The sequence below is a fragment of the Bacillus sp. NPDC077027 genome, from assembly GCF_050269555.1.
In the GTDB taxonomy this organism is placed as follows: domain Bacteria; phylum Bacillota; class Bacilli; order Bacillales; family Bacillaceae; genus Bacillus.
In genome coordinates this window covers 696,557-714,361 of the sequence record NZ_JBNNIO010000001.1, presented here as the reverse complement: position 1 = coordinate 714,361, position 17,805 = coordinate 696,557, and the positions used below count along the sequence as shown (strand labels likewise).

The 17,805-nt window shown below is 38.9% G+C and carries 19 protein-coding genes and 1 pseudogene; 4 read left to right on the top strand and 16 right to left on the bottom strand.

Annotated features, from left to right (window positions below; all coding sequences use genetic code 11):
• The first annotated feature begins 171 nt into the window (after positions 1-171).
• The gene (serA, locus tag ACQKEZ_RS03915) at positions 172-1,746 is read left to right on the top strand and encodes a phosphoglycerate dehydrogenase (protein WP_427298976.1); all 1,575 of its coding nucleotides are present in this window, start codon (positions 172-174) and stop codon (positions 1,744-1,746) included.
• A 43-nt stretch (positions 1,747-1,789) separates the two neighbouring features.
• On the opposite strand, the gene ACQKEZ_RS03910 is transcribed toward serA, so the two are convergent.
• The 15 genes from ACQKEZ_RS03910 to ACQKEZ_RS03840 all read right to left on the bottom strand — a co-directional run bounded on the left by ACQKEZ_RS03910 (position 1,790) and on the right by ACQKEZ_RS03840 (position 15,588).
• On the bottom strand, positions 1,790-2,431 hold the full coding sequence (locus ACQKEZ_RS03910; RefSeq protein WP_427298975.1) for a peptidoglycan DD-metalloendopeptidase family protein: 642 nt from the start codon (positions 2,429-2,431) through the stop codon (positions 1,790-1,792).
• A 102-nt stretch (positions 2,432-2,533) separates the two neighbouring features.
• On the bottom strand, positions 2,534-3,637 hold the full coding sequence (locus ACQKEZ_RS03905; protein ID WP_427298974.1) for a sigma X negative regulator: 1,104 nt from the start codon (positions 3,635-3,637) through the stop codon (positions 2,534-2,536).
• Positions 3,543-4,157, bottom strand: a complete 615-nt coding sequence (gene sigX / locus ACQKEZ_RS03900) for an RNA polymerase sigma factor SigX (protein ID WP_427298972.1) — start codon at positions 4,155-4,157, stop codon at positions 3,543-3,545. Before sigX ends, ACQKEZ_RS03905 begins: the two co-directional genes overlap by 95 nt.
• Before the next feature lie 194 nt (positions 4,158-4,351).
• Positions 4,352-6,133, bottom strand: coding sequence for an ATP-binding protein (locus ACQKEZ_RS03895; protein WP_427298970.1), 1,782 nt, complete (start codon positions 6,131-6,133; stop codon positions 4,352-4,354).
• Positions 6,130-6,855: a response regulator transcription factor gene (locus tag ACQKEZ_RS03890; RefSeq protein WP_427298968.1), complete on the bottom strand. Its 726-nt coding sequence runs from the start codon at positions 6,853-6,855 to the stop codon at positions 6,130-6,132. The genes ACQKEZ_RS03895 and ACQKEZ_RS03890 overlap by 4 nt, the downstream gene beginning before the upstream one ends.
• Positions 6,856-6,941: 86 nt before the next feature.
• On the bottom strand, positions 6,942-8,120 hold the full coding sequence (ccsB, locus tag ACQKEZ_RS03885) for a c-type cytochrome biogenesis protein CcsB (RefSeq protein WP_427298966.1): 1,179 nt from the start codon (positions 8,118-8,120) through the stop codon (positions 6,942-6,944).
• Complete coding sequence (resB, locus tag ACQKEZ_RS03880; protein WP_427298964.1) at positions 8,104-9,783, bottom strand: cytochrome c biogenesis protein ResB; 1,680 nt, start codon at positions 9,781-9,783, stop codon at positions 8,104-8,106. The genes ccsB and resB overlap by 17 nt, the downstream gene beginning before the upstream one ends.
• A 1-nt stretch (position 9,784) precedes the next feature.
• Positions 9,785-10,315 (bottom strand): thiol-disulfide oxidoreductase ResA, encoded by a 531-nt coding sequence (gene resA, locus ACQKEZ_RS03875; protein WP_427298962.1) that lies wholly within the window; start codon positions 10,313-10,315, stop codon positions 9,785-9,787.
• A 91-nt stretch (positions 10,316-10,406) separates the two neighbouring features.
• Complete coding sequence (gene rluB / locus ACQKEZ_RS03870) at positions 10,407-11,153, bottom strand: 23S rRNA pseudouridine(2605) synthase RluB (RefSeq protein WP_427298960.1); 747 nt, start codon at positions 11,151-11,153, stop codon at positions 10,407-10,409.
• Positions 11,154-11,274: 121 nt separating this feature from the next.
• Entirely contained in the window at positions 11,275-11,811 is a 537-nt protein-coding gene (locus tag ACQKEZ_RS03865; RefSeq protein ID WP_427298958.1) for a spore maturation protein, read from the bottom strand.
• 4 nt (positions 11,812-11,815) lie between these two features.
• On the bottom strand, positions 11,816-12,403 hold the full coding sequence (locus tag ACQKEZ_RS03860; protein WP_427298956.1) for a nucleoside recognition domain-containing protein: 588 nt from the start codon (positions 12,401-12,403) through the stop codon (positions 11,816-11,818).
• Entirely contained in the window at positions 12,391-13,542 is a 1,152-nt protein-coding gene (locus ACQKEZ_RS03855) for a D-alanyl-D-alanine carboxypeptidase family protein (RefSeq protein WP_427298954.1), read from the bottom strand. The genes ACQKEZ_RS03860 and ACQKEZ_RS03855 overlap by 13 nt, the downstream gene beginning before the upstream one ends.
• Before the next feature lie 111 nt (positions 13,543-13,653).
• A complete protein-coding gene (locus ACQKEZ_RS03850; RefSeq protein WP_427298952.1) occupies positions 13,654-14,133 on the bottom strand; it encodes a YpuI family protein in 480 nt (159 codons plus the stop codon).
• A gap of 113 nt (positions 14,134-14,246) precedes the next feature.
• Complete coding sequence (scpB, locus tag ACQKEZ_RS03845; protein ID WP_427298950.1) at positions 14,247-14,840, bottom strand: SMC-Scp complex subunit ScpB; 594 nt, start codon at positions 14,838-14,840, stop codon at positions 14,247-14,249.
• Positions 14,830-15,588, bottom strand: coding sequence for a segregation/condensation protein A (locus tag ACQKEZ_RS03840; RefSeq protein ID WP_427299326.1), 759 nt, complete (start codon positions 15,586-15,588; stop codon positions 14,830-14,832). The genes scpB and ACQKEZ_RS03840 overlap by 11 nt, the downstream gene beginning before the upstream one ends.
• A gap of 209 nt (positions 15,589-15,797) precedes the next feature.
• Here ACQKEZ_RS03840 and ACQKEZ_RS03835 point away from each other — a divergent pair, with 209 nt between their 5' ends.
• Together ACQKEZ_RS03835 and ACQKEZ_RS03830 are read left to right on the top strand one after the other, a co-directional pair.
• Complete coding sequence (locus tag ACQKEZ_RS03835) at positions 15,798-15,890, top strand: YjcZ family sporulation protein (protein WP_008359694.1); 93 nt, start codon at positions 15,798-15,800, stop codon at positions 15,888-15,890.
• Positions 15,891-15,982: 92 nt separating this feature from the next.
• Complete coding sequence (locus ACQKEZ_RS03830) at positions 15,983-16,507, top strand: DUF309 domain-containing protein (protein ID WP_427298947.1); 525 nt, start codon at positions 15,983-15,985, stop codon at positions 16,505-16,507.
• 94 nt (positions 16,508-16,601) lie between these two features.
• Here ACQKEZ_RS03830 and ACQKEZ_RS03825 read toward each other — a convergent pair.
• Positions 16,602-16,857 (bottom strand): annotated as a pseudogene (locus tag ACQKEZ_RS03825) (transposase); the annotation flags it as partial.
• 141 nt (positions 16,858-16,998) lie between these two features.
• On the opposite strand from ACQKEZ_RS03825, the gene ACQKEZ_RS03820 reads away from it, so the two are divergent.
• Positions 16,999-17,805, top strand: coding sequence for an isocitrate lyase/PEP mutase family protein (locus tag ACQKEZ_RS03820; RefSeq protein WP_427298945.1), 807 nt, complete (start codon positions 16,999-17,001; stop codon positions 17,803-17,805).

The following is a 17,805-nucleotide window of genomic DNA, read 5'->3' as shown; positions in this document are numbered from 1 at the left end:
ACGGTTTAAAATTGTATATCTTTTGTTTAAAGGTGTTCATTCCTTAAGTCAACGTTTATAAATGTTCGTGTTTTCTTTTATGCTTTACTGCTTTAATTTGATTGACACAATGAAAAGGAATATGTTAAATTATCAGATATTTATGAAGTTTATTTAGGAGGAAATCTTACGATGTTTCGAGTATTAGTCTCAGATAAAATGAGCAATGTTGGTCTTTTACCTTTATTAGAATCAGATTTTGTTGAAATTGTTCAGAAAAATGTAACAGAAGCAGAAGACGAGCTCCATACGTTTGATGCTTTACTTGTCAGAAGTGCAACAAAAGTAACCAAAGAACTTTATGAAAAAATGACTTCATTAAAAATAGTTGGCCGTGCAGGTGTTGGCGTTGACAACATTGATATTGATGAAGCCACAAAACACGGTGTCATTGTGATCAATGCGCCAAACGGGAATACGATCTCAACAGCAGAGCACACATTTGCAATGATTTCGTCCTTGATGCGCCACATCCCCCAAGCCAACATCTCTGTAAAATCAAAGGAATGGAACAGAGGTGCTTTTGTTGGGGCTGAGCTTTACGGAAAATCTCTTGGTATTGTTGGTCTTGGTAGAATCGGGAGTGAAATCGCTCAGCGTGCAAGAGCCTTTGGTATGACAGTCAATGTATTTGATCCTTTCTTAACAAAAGAGCGTGCTGAAAAAATCGGTGTAAACTCTAAGACAGTTGAAGAAGTGCTTGAAGTATCCGATATTATCACGGTTCATACACCACTTACTAAGGAAACAAGAGGACTGCTAAATAAAGAAACGATTGCAAAAACGAAAAAAGGTGTAAGACTTATCAACTGCGCACGTGGTGGAATCATTGACGAAGCTGCTCTTCTTGAAGCGCTTGAAAGCGGACATGTAGCAGGAGCTGCTCTTGATGTATTCGAAGTAGAACCACCTGTTAACAACCCACTTGTCGATCATCCGAATGTCATTGCGACGCCTCACCTGGGTGCATCAACGACAGAAGCTCAGTTGAATGTAGCTGCTCAGGTTTCAGAAGAAGTTCTTCAATTTGCAAAAGGACTGCCTGTGATGTCATCCATTAACCTACCAGCTATGACAAAGGACGAATTCAAAAAAATTCAGCCTTACCATCAATTTGCAGGTAAACTTGGTCGCCTTGTATCTCAATCTATGAGAGAGCCTGTCAAGGAAGTCGGCATCTCATATGAAGGCTCTATTTCAAAACTCGAAACATCTTTTATTACAAAGAGCCTACTATCTGGATTCTTAAAAGAGCGTGTAGATTCAACAGTGAATGAAGTCAATGCAGGAATGGTTGCAAAAGAACGAGGCATTAGCTTCAGTGAAAAAATTTCCACAAGTGAATCTGGATATGAAAATTGCATTTCAATTGAAGTCAAAGGCGATCTTTCAACATTCACGCTAAAAGCGACATACATTCCTCATCTTGGAGAACGTGTCGTGTCCATTAATGGGTTCAATATTGATTTTTACCCTGACGGACATTTAGTCTACATTCAGCATACGGATGCACCTGGTGTGATCGGTCAGGTCGGAAGAATTCTCGGTGATCACGATGTGAATATTGCCACAATGCAAGTAGGACGTAAGGAAAAAGGCGGAGAAGCCATTATGATGCTTTCTTTTGACAAACATTTACAAGATGAAATCGTTCAGGAATTAACTCAAGTCAGCGATATTCTATCTGTACGCCTCATTGATCTTTAAAACATGTTTGCCTCATGCACTTATAGCATGAGGCTGTTTTTTATTATGAGATGGCTAAACGATCGCCAATATGAATGATATGTGTGGTTAATCCATTTATTTTTTTCAGCTTCTTTACACTTAATTGATAAGTCTTTGCTATCGACCAGAGTGTGTCGCCTCGTTTCACATATGTATAGCGACTCTTTTCTTTTCCGTCAACATGAAGCACAGGCTCTTCAAATCGATGAGCTGAGATGATGGTTAATGGATCAATTGCGTACTGCTTGTCCATCGTCCAATTCCCACGATGTACCTCAAAATGCAAATGAGTGCCTCTAGAAGCGCCAGTGTTGCCGATAATTCCTATTTGCTGTCCTGCCACTACCTGTTCGCCTTTTGTAACAAAGCGTTTATTTAAATGAGCATAGACAGTCTCATAGCCATTCGGATGTTTAATAAATATGACTTCACCATAGGTTGCAGAAACGTAAGATCGAGTCACCTCTCCGCTACTTGCTGCTATAATCGATTCCCCTTCTGGTGCCGCAATATCGACTCCTTTGTGCGCACCGTCTCTTGTACCAAATAAATCAGTCATTTCACCTTTCATTGGTTGAATCCATCTGGTTTCTTCAGCTTTCACATTTTGCATACAGATAATGGTCAAAAAACAGCTGGCAAATATCAAGCAATATCCTTTCATCTATGACTCCCCTTTTTTGAGGTTCTTTTCAAGACAGCTTAGTATACAGCCAGAATTATCATTTCTATACATGAAAAAAAAGACGCAAGGTGAGCGTCTTTTTTATTTATGGTTTACATTGACAGGGTTTGGTAAAGCAGGGACTGCAATCGGTTCTTCAAGTTTATATGGACCCACTTTTTCGGTACCTGCATTTTTTATGGTGACATCTGTATAGCCAAAATCCTTCGCCGTGAGCAATAGGCCTTCAATCAATAAAATATGAGAAATTGAGTCCGTTAAATGTGCCGTTGCTTTCAGCGTGACTGTTGCATGCTTTCCATTTGCAGTCACCGAATCAATTGGAACTTGTTGAATCAATGATTCAAGTCCTGAATGATTTGGGTTTTTCATTGCTTGAATCGCCTGTTCGTAAGATTGATAACTTTGTTCGGAAGGGACTAAAAACATCCCTTTCTCATTATCGAGTAAATAATAAGCTCGCTTCGTCTTTTTATCAATCGATACAATTCCTAAATTCCCATATGATCCTATATGAATGTTCGTGCCCTTCGATGATTTAAATTGGACCTGTTCATATTTGCTCCACTTCAATGTTTCCTTCACCATGTCTTTAAACTTATTCGCCTCTTTTAACGTGTCAACAGTGAGTTCATTTTTCAACTGTAACACCAGCATGTTTCCTTTTTCACTCATATCCACTTGATCAAAATATGGTTGCAAAGACAGTGACATCTCCGGTAATTCGATTTGCTCATATGTTCGCAGGAAATCCTCTACTGTATCGCTTTGATCTGCTTTTTTAATACTTATTGGAACAACTTGTGATGTGGATTCATCTATGTAGGCAATGGTCATATATTTTTTCCGTTCGGATGATTGAACAACAAATGTATGATCAGCACGTTTAGAGGTTTCTAATGTCAAAGAGTGACCTTCCTTGTCAGCATAACTGTCCATGTTCTTCATATCTTGGGCTGATTGCTGGAATAAATGAGGAGCAATGAAAAACACCATAAAAAGTACCACGACTGTTGCTACAGCAGGGCCGATCCATTTGATGTTTTTCTTTTTCATTTGACTGGCGACTAACAGTTTTTGATATATATGTTTAGATGAACGGCTGTCTTCCACCTTTGGAAGTTGGCTTAGTAACACTTTTATTCGTTCTTCGTTCCAATCTGACCTTTTCATTTTCATTTTCATTTTCTTGCTCCTCCTTCAAAAGCTCCATATGTTTTCGGAGCACTTTCAGGCCTCGGTGCTGTGTTGTTTTGACTTTGCTTTCCGAGAACTTTAACGCCTTTGCTGTCTCCATGATTGAGTAGCCTTGAATAAATCTTAAAATAATGACAGCTCTTTGATCAAGTGTACAGTGATCCAGTGCAGCGTATATTTCTTTTACATTTTCATTTTGAACGGCCAATTCATCAGGAAGTAAGTCATGATCTTTCACATCTTGTTTATCCCAATCAAATGTGCCGAGCACTCTTTGTCTAATCGTTTGCTGTTTTCTGAACCAGTCAATTGCTACGTGTCTTGCAATCGAAAACAACCAAGTTTTTTCACTGCTTCTTCCTTCAAAAGTTTTATATGAATGAAGTACCCTTATGTAAACCTCTTGAACGAGATCCTCTGCATGATTTTTATCTTTAACCATATAAAATAAAAACTGATACAAATCTTGATGGTACGAATCATATATTTTTTGAAAGGTTTCATGCATTGGAAACCCCTCCGTTCACTTATTTTTGTCGTGTTATCCTTACAAAACGTTACATTACAACTTTATTACAAATATATTACAACACTGACAGTTTGGAAAGGGTTTTTTATTTAACTTCTCCTTAAATTTACTGAAACAAAAAAACACCTCTATAAAAAGAAGTGTTTCTCATGTAACAAGATTCTTCGTCAAGATCAGACGGAATCCTGCTTTTTTCTCGGAATATAAAAAGTAAAGTGCGTGCCGCTTCCTGGTTTACTATGAACAGTTATAGAGCCTTTATGTGCTTCAATGATGTTTTTTACGATTGCTAACCCAAGTCCTGTACCAGATCGACCTCTTGTTCTTGCTTTATCAGCCTTATAAAAGCGCTCAAAAATAAATGGCAAATCTTCCTCAGGAATTCCACTACCAGAATCCTTCACATCCATTTTGAGGCCGTTCTCTACTGAATGAACAGAGAAGTGAACCTCTCCCCTTTCTGATGTGTGTCTGATTGCATTATCAATGAGATTCGTAAATACTTGTTCAACCTTATCAGGGTCGAACATAAAGTACGGGTCTTCTACTTGAAAATCGTATGTTAATTCAATTTGTTTTTCCTTTGCAATCCCAAGGAATTTACGGTAGATTTTCTCAATGAATTCTTCTGTATCTGTTGATTCGATGTTTAGTGTGATGTGACCTGCTTCCATCCTTGCTAAATCAAGGAGATCATTCACAAGACGTCCCATTCGCAGAGACTCATCATAGATGATTTGAGCGATTTCTTTTTTCTCATCCTCAGACCCTGCAATATCATCAACGATGGCTTCGCTATACCCTTGGAGCATCGCAATCGGTGTGCGTAGCTCATGGCTGACATTGGCAATAAAGTCTTTTCTCAGCTTATCAAGTCTGCGTTCTTCTGTCATATCACGAAGAACCGCAACCGCTCCTCTTACGTCTTGTTGATTATAAAGTGGTGTCATCAGCAGAACCCAAGTACGCCCTTGTAAGCTCACTTCAATGAATTGCTCTTTCTCTGTACTCACTGCTGTATGAAACAACTCCCGAGCCTCTGGCGGTAATTCGTCTCCATCTTTAATATTCATGTTTTGCTCGTAATACCATGCCTGAAGAAAACGTTCTGCTGGTGGATTAGTCATAAGGATGGTGCCATCGATGTTAATCGTAATCACACCGTCCGCCATACTACTGAGAATATTAGAAAGATGTTCTTTTTCTTGATTTAGTGCCGTAATATGATATTTGAGCTGTCTCCCCATTTGATTAAAAGCAATCGCAAGTTCTCCTATTTCATCCTGCGTGAGAATTGGAATTTTCGTGTCAAACTTTCCTTTTGCTAAATCCTGTGCGCCCTCTCGCATTTTTCGAAGGGGATACGTTACACGGGTTGACAAAAAGAAGGCAAAAACGGTTGTTAAAATGATGGCAATCCCTGCGGCTAAAAAGATATAGCGCGTCGTATGCTTTGTCGTTTGCTCGACAGCCAATAGCGATTGAGATAAAAACACCATGCCTTTTTCACCATTTGCAACATATGGAACACCGACAACAATCCGTTCATCTTTTTGATCATGTGAAACAGGATCAGCACGCTTGCTCACTTTTTTCTGATCAATTAAAGCTTTTTTAAGATCTTTGTCTTTTTCAATTTCTTCCTTCGTTATTGCTGGAAGCTTATCTCCATCATTAGGTGAGTACCACGCTGGCCCCACTTCCGGAATAATCGCGATACTTGTAAGCTTATCAGCTAACTCTGACGTGATCGATCTTGCAAGCGATTGGTCTTCATGTCTTTCTAAAATCACTGCTACTTTGTTTGCCATTTGTGTTAGATCAGATTTTGCTTCTTCTACATGATAGTTTTCAATGAACTCTAGAAGTAGCACAGTTAAAATAGATAAAACGATGAGCACGAGGAAAAGAATGGTTAACCAAAGCTTCCCTACGACACTTTTCCAAAGCTTCATTCAATGCCGACCTCAAACTTATAACCGACACCCCAAACAGTGACGATTTTTTTAGCTGCTTCTGGAGATACTTTATTCAGTTTCTCACGAAGACGTTTCACGTGAGTATCAACTGTTCGAAGATCGCCAAAGAATTCATATTGCCATACTTCTTTCAACAGTTTTTCTCTGTCGTATACTTTATCTGGTGTTTTGGCAAGGAAATATAAAAGTTCGTATTCCTTCGGCGTAAGGCTCACTTCTTTACCATCAGCTGTGACCCGATGTGCGTCGTGATCAATCGATAAATGCGAGAAGACAAGAACATCCTTCGCAGTGGTTCCTGTATTTAAATACGAAGTTTGTGATGATCTTCTTAGGAGAGCTTTCACACGCAAAACAACTTCTCTAGGACTAAATGGTTTCACAATATAGTCATCAGTCCCTGCTTCAAATCCTTGTACGCGGTTTGTTTCCTCTCCTTTTGCTGTGAGCATAATAATAGGTGTTGCCTTTTTATCTCTAATCTGTTTACATACTTCAATACCATCAGTGCCTGGCATCATCAAATCAAGCAGTATTAGGTCATAATCGGTTTGAAGTCCTTTTTGAATAGCGTCATCACCATTTTCCGCTTCATCAATTTCATAGTTTTCACGTTCAAGGTACATTTTTAAGAGGCGGCGAATTCTTGCCTCGTCGTCTACGACTAATATTTTTGTTTGTTGAGTTGAGTGTTCCATTGACATCCTCCTGCTTTCTCCGTTGTTACCTACATTTTATCAAAAAGCCGATATGAATCATAAAAGTTGGCTTTTCTCTCTTGTCATTATGCGTAAGAGTGAAGTCCTGCAATCACAAGATTCACAAAAATTAAATTAAACATGATGATGGCAAAACCAATTACTGCTAGCCAAGCTGATTTTTCTCCATGCCAGCCTCTCGATAGCCGTAGATGTAAGTAGGCAGCATAGAAAAGAAATGTGATGAGTGCCCACACTTCCTTCGGGTCCCACCCCCAAAATCTAGTCCATGCAAGCTGTGCCCAAATCATCGCAAAAATAAGTCCACCAAGTGTAAACACAGGGAAACCGATTGAAACCGCACGATAACCAATTTCATCGACCAAATCTAGGTTCACTTGCTTCACTAACGGCTGAAGGAGTGCACTTAACCGTTTCCGAATGATGAGACGTAAAAGACCGTACACAATCAGACCCACACCAAATGACCAGATCACTGTGTTTACCTTTCTCCCTGAAAAGACAGGCGGAAGGTCTACAAATGGCTCCAAGCGATCTTGTGTGATAAGTTCTCCTTTATTTGGTCCAACAAGCGCTGGAAGCTCATAAATCATGACACTTTCTTTTTCGCTTTTATCTATCCAATTAAACTTTGCCTCATAACCTGTCATTCTAAATATAGATGTCACTGCGATAAATGACAGAGTGACAACAATCATAAACATAACAAGCTCTAATCCGAATGTTTTTTTACCCGGCTTTGTTTGATCAACATTCTTTAAAAGGAAGATGACACCAGCTACAAAACTGATTGCTAAAATGGCTTGACCGAGTGCAGCAGTTGTCACATGAATGTAAAGCCATTTACTTTGCAGTGACGGAATTAAAGGTGAAATATCTGACGGAAACATGCTTGCATATGCGATGATTAAAAGCGCAATGGGCAGTGTAAATAAACCAAGAACAGATGCTTTATAGACAAAGTACAAAATGATAAACGCAAGAACAAGCATCATGCCAAACGCTGTCGTGAATTCAAATAAGTTACTTACCGGTGCATGACCTGAGGCGATCCATCTGGAGATGAAATAGCCTAGCTGACTGAGAAAGCCTAAAATCGTTAACACGAGCCCGATTGTTGCTGCCTTATTCTTTTGTGCTCCATCTGTTTTCTTTTTTCCTTTAATGGCACCACCAAAAAAAGGAACTGCTGCTAAATATAATAGAAAAGCTGCAAACAATAGATTTTCACTGACTGCTGCCATCTAATCCCTCCCCTTTGCTTTTGCTGATACTTGATGTATCAGGCAGTTCTTTTTGATCGACTGGTTGATGGATGCCCCTATCTTTTAATAACATGTTCAAATCTGACTTTAACCCAAACCAGTTCTTGTTCGTATGTCCTGCAACAAACACCTTTCCATCTTTTCTCGCGAACCAAATCCTTCTATGCTGCCAATACATGCCCTGAATAACACCAATCATAAAAATGATGCCGCCAACAATTAATACTCCTAGCGTTAAATCTTTTCTGACGGTGAGACCCGTTACGTTCTTCGTCTCAACATGATCAAATTTCATTTTATATAGGTTATTATCAGATCCCTCAACCGTCTCCTGAATGGCAACAAAGCTTTTTTCACCCTTTGGTTTTTCTGGAGAGATCATTTCAAAAACAAAGGCAGGGTTGTTTGGATTCCTTGTCTTTGTACTAGGCGTACCGTCATCATCAAAATAAAAATCTGGCAGGTAGCTAGCAACTCTCACTTTGTAACCGCTACCAAGATCATATTCTGACTTAGGCTCAAGCAAATTAATTTCAACCTGCCCGTATGTTTTTTCCGTATCTTTACGGATTAACTGAAACACCATTTGATCGAGTTCATTTTGTTTAAAGTCGACCTGATATAATGAAAAATGGTCAAATTTAAGGGGCTCGTTCACCTTAATATCATGCTCTGTGACCTTTTTTAATGTTGGTTTTTCACCAAAAACGATTTCTCCCTCGCGCTTGTATAAGGTCGCGTCTGTTTTATAGCTTTTGACGACCTGTCCATTTCCTGCTTTTTCAATCGCATCTTCAAATACTTTTTTTTCACTCTCTGATTGATACTTATCAATTGTAAATTGATTGTTTTTCAGAAAGTATTGTCCGTTTGTACCTGGGATTGGTGCTGTTTCTCCTTCTCTCACCCAAAGCGTTTCATCAATATACATTCCCGGAACAAAACGAAGCATTGTACCGATTAAAAAAATAATAAGACCGATATGATTGACGTATGGACCCCACCTTGAGAAGCGTCCTTTTTCAGCTAAGATATGTCCATTTTCTTCTCTTACGCGATAGCGTTTTTGTTTCATCGATTGAATCATGCTCTGATATGTATCCTCGTCTAAGGTTTGATTTGTTTCGCTAAAAAGACGCTGCCTTCTCATGAAACCTTCTGTTCTCACAATCCCTTGATTTTTCAGTGCCCGATAAAGCGGTATCACACGGTCAAGACTACAAATCACCAAAGAGATACCAATCGACGCAATAAGTATTAAAAACCACCAAGAGTTGTATAGCTGATGAAATCCAAGTATGTAAAAGAGTTTACCAAATGAGCCGTATTGTTCTTCATAGTATGTCGAGGCCTCTGATCCAGGCGGAATAAACTGCTCTTGTGGAAAAATCGTACCGAGGGATGATGCGAGCAATGTAATGATAATAAGCCATACCCCTACTTTGACGGAAGAAAAGAAATTCCACACTTTGTCAACAATGGTTTTATGATATGTTTGCGAACGCCTCGCACTGCCGTCATATCTCATATCCAGTAGCATAGATGAGTTTTGTACTTTGGCTGCAATTGGGTTGCCACATGATTCACATAGAAGTGTACCGATTGGATTGATGTGTCCGCACTCGCACTTAACCTCTTTCATTCTATGACCCCTTTGGTTTAATCAAATTCATATATTCATAGATATTGCTTTCGGTCATTGTCCCTTTTATGACCTTGATGACCTTTCCTTCTGGATTAATTAAAAACGTCGTTGGTAGTGGTGTAATATCATACGCCTCTGTCACTTGACGATCTTTATCCATTGCAACTGGAAAGTTGACACCATAGGCATCCATAAAATTTTTTACAGCAATATTTGATTCACCTACGTTGACCGCCACAATTTCAACCCCTAGATCTTTGAATTGCTTGTACTGATTGGCCATGTAGGGGAATTCTTGTTTGCAAGGTCCACACCATGTTCCCCAAAAGTTTAGGAATATCCCTTTTCCTTTTAGATCGTTTAATTCGATACGATCTCCTTTCACCGATTGGAGAACGAAATTAGGTGCTATTGAGCCTTCTTTCACTCGATCTTGCTTGGCAAATACTGAGCTGTACATTGTATAACCAAATGCAACAAGCATCATAAGGAGAATACCAGTCCGTATGAAAAATCGTTTTTTCTTCAATTGAAGTAACCCCTTCCCCGTAGACATTCAGGTAAATTATAGCATTCTCCTTCTTTTGATGCTTCGTCATTTTTTGAAGTTTATGTGAAAATTAGAAAGCACTCTTTCCATGATCAGCGATCGCTCTTAATCGCTTCACTTCATGAGGTGTTAGCTCTCTTCGATCTCCAGGTCTCAGCCCTTCAATATGAAGAAATGCGTATTGTTCTCTTTTTAGTTTTAATACATCATGTCCAATTGCTTCAAACATCCGTCTCACTTGTCTGTTTCTACCCTCATGGATAGTCAATTGCACGATGCAGGTTTGTTTTCTTTTATCAATAGATAATATCTTTGCTCTTGCTGGTGCGGTTTTTTTATGGTCTAACATGATGCCTCTTTCAAGTTTTCTGAGCAATTCTTTTGATGGAATTCCCTTTAGCTTCGCTGCGTAAGTTTTATCAATTTCATATTTGGGATGCATTAATTTATAAGCAAATTCGCCATCATTTGTAATCAATATTAATCCGCTTGTATCATAATCTAAACGGCCGATCGGATAAAGTCTTTTTGGAATATCGTCAAAAAAGTCTGTGACGACCTTCCTTCCTTTATCATCTTCTGCTGCTGAAATGACCCCACGTGGTTTATATAACATAAAATAAACCGGTTCTTCTCCTTCAAGCTTTAAGCCGTTGACTTCAATGATATCTGAAGAGCTGACTTTCACTCCTAGTTCAGTCACCTTTTGACCATTAACTGTTACTCGTCCTTCTTTTATTAATTCTTCAGCCTTTCGTCTTGATGCGACACCGGCATGTGCAATTACTTTCTGTAAACGTTCCATTTTGTCTTTCACCTCATGTACTATCTTACTTTGTTGACTAGCAACAAACAAGCATTCGTGAAAAAATAGGGAAATCAAGCCCTATTTTAGATTAAAAATGCCCATTTTTTGTTAAAACATGAAAAAACGCCTTTTAGGCGCTTCCAAATAATAACCCAACAATGATAATGGATGCAATCACTCCGATTAAATCTGCAAGAAGACCTACCTTTAGAGCATCTCCCATTTTTTTAATACCGACAGCTCCAAAATAAACGGTCAAAATGTACAGTGTCGTATCTGTTGAACCTTGCATCACCGCTGCAAGCTTTCCAATGAAGGAATCTGGTCCGTATGTCGAAATTAAATCAGTTGTCATTCCAAGTGCAGCTGTTCCAGAAATGGGCCGAATAAACGCAAGTGGCACTACTTCTGTAGGAACACCAATTGCTGTAAAAACAGGCTTTAATAGTCCCATGACAAAATCAAGCGCACCCGAAGCACGAAAAATGGTGATGGCAACAAGCATTCCTACTAAATATGGAATGATGGAGAACGCAATTTGAATGCCTTCTTTTCCGCCTTCAACAAATGTCTCATAGGTCGGAATCTTCTTGATCGTCCCGGCAATGAGAATCCCAGCAATAATCAGTGGGATGAGAGCAAGTGATAGCCAGTTAATAAATTCCAAAACGTCACCCCCGCCTGCTTCTACGATAGTGGAAATAGCGATCGATGATAATAGCCCCAATGCCAGAAATCAGCGTAGCTAAAATAGTCGGTCCGACAATATCTGTTGGGTGATCAGCACCATAGGTCATTCTAATCGCTATCACCGTTGTTGGAACGAGTGTAATAGAGGATGTGTTGACAGCAAGAAAGGTAATCATCGACCTGCTCGCCTCTTTTTTTCCATTGTTTAATATTTTCATTTGTTCCATCGCCTTGATTCCCAGTGGTGTTGCCGCATTACCTAGTCCAAAAAAATTCGCCATCAGGTTGGATAAAATATAGCCCATTGCTGGATGGTTAGGTGGTATATCAGGAAAGAGCTTAGAAATAAACGGACGACAAATATTGCTAAATAATCGCAAAAGCCCTGCTTCCTCTGCAATTTTCATTAATCCTAGCCAAAACACTAGTACACTAATTAATCCAATTGAAATGGTGACCGCTTCTTTCGATCCTTTAAAAACCGCTTCATTTACCTCCTGCATCGTGCCGTTAAACATGGCATATACGAGACCGATGACAGTCAGCATCACCCAAATTAGATTGACCATGAAAATCCGCCTATTGATGTCTGAAAGACAGATTTAAACATTTCTTGAAAGCTTTTATGGGGTATCGGGTTACGCTTATTCTCGTAATAAACAGGAACTTCCTCGATGATCTTCTCATCTAATAAAAACGTCATTTTTCCAACAACATCTGGTATGGCCGATTGCTTTTTCTTCCATTTTTTTTGAGGTGTCAACATTTTTGTTTCGATTTTGATTTGCTTTTTTTCATCATCATTTAGTAAATAATCTACATCTCGCTTAATAAAAGCTTTTTTTTCATAAAATGTTCCTTTTAATGAAGCTATTCTCCCTTTTTCAGCAAGAATGTAGGTTTTATAGTGATCAAACACGTACTCAAACATGGAAATGTGATCATTCCAATCATCTGGTGCATTGATTGTGACTGAGATCAGCTCCGCTCCATTCTTTGAAGCAGTGGATACAAGGGTTCGTTTAGCAAGCTTTGTATAGCCCGTTTTACCACCTGTTGTATATTGATACAGTCCTGTCAGCAGTTTGTTTTTGTTTTTCCAGTAACCTTCCATTGTTTTCGCTTTGTAAAATGTCGTACCTGCTATTTTTTGATATGTTTTATTTCCCATCGCATATTTTGTTAAAATCGCCATATCATAGGCAGTTGAGTAATGGTTTTTATGATCATCCAGCCCATGAGGATTTTGAAAGTTTGTATTTTCCATCCCAAGCTCAGAGGCTTTTTGATTCATCATAAAGATAAATCCTTCAAGGCTCCCACCAACATGCTCAGCAATCGCTACAGCTGCGTCATTTCCAGAGCGCAACATGAGACCGTAAGTAAGGTCTTCTAAACTCACCTTTTGTCCTTCTTTCAAATAGATGGACGATCCTTCTGCTTGAAGGACTCTAGGGGATACTTTAACCGGCTCCTTCATTTTACCTGACTCAATTGCTAAAATCGCAGTCATGATTTTGGTGATACTTGCGATTTTTCTTTTTTCATGCTCGTCCTTTCCAATGAGGACTCTTCCCGACTGACCATCTATTAAAATGGCACTCTTAGCACTCACTGAAAGCGAGTGCTCGGCTTTAGCAGGTGAAGATAATGGCAGTGAGAGTACTAATAGAAGAAGGACTGCTGTTCCAATTTTTAAATAGGGCATGTTCATTCACGTCCTTGTCCGTTTTATACAAGTGTATGCGGGCTTGTCAAAGTTATGATGCTTATGCCATAAAAAAAAGCGCCTCCTGCTGCTTAGAGACGCTTCCATTCGTTACCTCATATTCATTTGATAGTCAGATGCCTGATATTCAAGCTCTTCCCTCATCACAAGAAAGTCTTTTTCCAGTGATGAAAATAGCTGTTTCAGCTCTGCTGGTACTGCATGATGAAATACAATGCAACTTTTTCCTGTATAAGCTGAGCGACTGTCTTCATACCATGTTTCCTTTTTCGGTGTGAAAAATTCTTCAATGCATTGATGATAAATGCGGTAAAGTATTTGTTCTGCTGCTTGTTCTGGAAAAGTTTTTTGCTGCATTATTTTTTTGCATAACGCAGCTGCTTCCTCACAATAAACAGCTAGCTTTCGTAATGTACTCAGCATGTCACAATAATAGGCTTCCTCATTGGGGTTTGATTGTTTCAAGTTCGATAAGGTTGTTTCATTCAAGTAGTCACTCATTTCGATGACAACTTTTGATAAAAAAACGCCTGCTTGATCAACTTGAGCCTTCACATTGATATGTGCCATTTGTATCGTTTTTACCTTCCCCTCATGGCTTTGTCACCATTTTATCTCGCTGTAGAAGATTTTAGACCTAAAATCTTTTTAATATTTTATCATACATATTTCCTTATTTCGAACTACTTTATTTCTTCGAATGTTTGATTAAAGTTTTCAAAAAATAAGTCTGCTTCTTCCTGTACACCATCAGCTTCAACATGCTCTGGAAGTGGCGGAAGTTCATCAAGGGCTCTTAACCCAAACTGCTCTAAAAAGGTTGAAGTTGTTCCATATAATATGGCACGTCCTGGTCCATCTGCTCGTCCAACTTCACATAATAGCGCTTTTGCCACTAGACTATGGAGAACACGTTCTGATTTCACCCCGCGGATATCTTCAACTTCTGCACGGGTAATGGGCTGTTTATAGGATACAATCGCTAGGACCTCAAGTGCCGCTTGTGATAAGCCCTTTGATGGTGTTTCGATTAATTTCTTTAAATACACGCTATATTCTTTTTTTGTTAATAACATGTACGAATCTGCATATTCAATTAGTTCAATGCCTCGTTCTTCTTTTTGATATACTGCTTTAACTTGAGACATAATGTCTAGTAACACCGCTTCGTCTACTTCAAGCACAGACATAAGTTGTTTTTTTGTTAAGCCTTCATCTCCAGCTGCATAAAGCAGAGCTTCCAAAACGGCTTTCCAATTCACGATATCAAGCGTCATGAATCGTTTCACTCCCTATAATATAGATATCTTCAAAATTCCCTTCCTGTTCTAAGGTGATTTGATGATTTTTCATCAGTTCTAGAACAGCGAGAAACGTCACGACAAGGTGCTCCTTTTGATCATGCTGAAAAAGAGTCATGAAATTGGTTCGCTTTTTTGTTTTTCTTAATTGACTCATAATATCATTCATTTTTTCTTCAATCGGGATTTCTTGTCTCGTAATCTTGGAGGGCTTTGGTTTTGTTATTTTCTTTCGGTTTAATACTTTTTGAAATGCACCTAACATATCATACACTGTCACTTGCAAATTTGTGTCCTTTGTTTCTGCTTCTTTGGCAAATTCGCTTAAATCACTAGGTGGTTTAGTAAATGCATTTTGCCGATCTTCTTCTCGTTCTTTTAATTCTAGTGCTGCATTTTTATATTTTCGGTATTCAATCAGTTTTTCAATCAATTCTTCTCGTGGATCCTCTTCTTCTTCAAGGAGGCCTTCATCAAAAAGCTCTTCCTCTTGTTTAGGAAGAAGCATTCTACTCTTGATGCTAAGTAGCGTTGCTGCCATCACCAAATATTCACTGGCGACATCTAGTTCAAGCTCTCGCATCGTATGGACATATAATAAATACTGCTCCGTTATTTTTGCGACGGGAATATCATAAATATCAATTTCCAAACGATTGATTAAATGTAACAACAAGTCCAGAGGACCTTCAAACGAATCTATTTTCACCTGATATTCCAGCATTCTTTTTCTCACCATTTCTGTGTCTTCTAAGCGCTGTTTCACCAGCTAACCTTTAGTATAAGTCACGATAAAGCTCTCGTCCAATATAATTTCAGCCTTTTATCATTTGATAAAACATGAAAAACAGAGGAATCGCCCATACCAATTAGGTGACTCACACATAAAATACAACTGTAATACGAACTGATGAAAAAGGAGGCCGTATCATTATGGGAGATGGCTATTACTTCGGCGGAGGATTTGCGTTAATTGTCGTGCTTTTCATTCTGCTCATCATCGTTGGCGCGGCTTGGGTTTACTAATGAAATAGAGCGCCCTCTCAGGCAAAGGGGCGCTCTTTCTTCTTTTCTTTTTATTATGTTAGACTGAAAAAAGGAAAAGGAGATGACGTGACTTGTACCCTGATTCGTATCTTGCATTTTTACATGAATTTCATACGACGAGAGATTACTTTGAATGTCATGAAATTCTTGAAGAGTATTGGAAGGAAGATCCCCCAAGTGAACGCAAAGAGTACTGGGTTGGCTTCATCCAACTTGCCGTCGCTTTATATCACCAAAGACGTGGAAATTTCAGAGGAGCAAAACGGCTTATCTCTAACAGCCTCCATATTCTAGCAAGAGAAGCAACTGTCATCACAAAGCTCGGTCTTGATTTTGACAAATTGATTCTCCTTATTAGAGCTTTAAAAAAGAAAATAGAAGCAGAAACCCCCTATGAGAGTGTGTTGCTGCCAATCAATGATTCATCACTCCTTACTTTATGCCATACTGCTGCTGCGAGAGCTGGTCTTGTTTTTGGACAGAATAGTGATTTATCTAATACTTTTTTACTTGAAAAACACCGATTACGGGACCGAAGCGATGTACTGTTAGAACGCCAGAAACAAATTGAACGAAAACAAAGCAGAGATGTATAACCTCTGCTTCAGCCCGTAGACAAACCCCACTCTCACCTTCGAGAAACAGTGGGGTTTTCTCTTATTCTTAGACTGGTCATGGTTCTTTCTTTGTTTAGTTTGCTCGTTTTTTAGGATTTATAGCAACGAAAATATGCATTACCTGCATTGAAACTTTTGTTTGACCTCTGAGCTTTGTCCAACGCATACCATGCTTTTCTTTTGCATCCGCAAAAGCGCGTTCTATCGTTTCTTTGCGTTTTGCAAAGATGCTTCTATTCATGTGAGTGTGTCTGAGGTAATTGGTTTCATCAATAGTCCTGCCAAATATGATGATGACTTTGTGTACACTTCTCTAGAAAAGAGCAGGTTCTGTATGAAATTGTATCCCACTGCAGCAAATCGGTTTACATATCTAAATATCCACTAAAAAATACTTGTTCATTTTTCGAAAGAAAGTATTTTGAGTAGCAGTATACTAAGGCTTAACACATCAGAAAAGAGGGACACATATGGACCGCAAATCACAATTCATGCAATTACACGATCCAACAAGACCACTCATTCTACTGAATTGCTGGGATAAAGAAAGTGCACAAATTCTCGCTGAACATCATGTAGCTGTTATCGCAACTAGCAGCTATGCCGTCGCTGACTACTTAGGTTCAGAGGACGGTGAAAACATCCAATTTGATCAATTGATTCCATCTATTCAGCATGAGACCTCACCCTTTTTATCCGTTGATATTGAGTCAGGTTTTGCTTCTACGCTAGAAGAATTAAAAGAGCCTATCAACTTGCTGTTAAAGCGAAAAGTTGATGGCATCAATATAGAAGACCGTTATCCGCATATGGCTGATATAATGGATAAAGAAACATTTTGCGAACGATTACGATTCATTCAGTCTGTCGATACAAATAATCAGTTACTAGTAAACGCAAGAACGGACATGTTTTTTACTGGGGATATTGCTCAAAAAAATCAAGATCATGAACTGCTCTCAAACGCCGTTTATCTGACTCAGGCTTACGAACAAGCTGGAGCAGACTGTCTGTTTATTCCTGGTTTAAAAAATAAAGAATTTATCCAACACATTTGTGAACACACGTCACTTCCCATTAACATCATGCTTGATATCGAGAAAGATCGTCTAGAAGATTATCTGCACTTAGGTGTCTCTCGCATCAGTTACGGGCCAACGATATATAATGATTGGCAAAAGACCGGACAGTCCGTTCATGAATATTTGACAAACCTTATTGCGTTATTTCAAAAAAAATCGAAATCATATCCAATTCATCTGATGATTAAGGGGTAG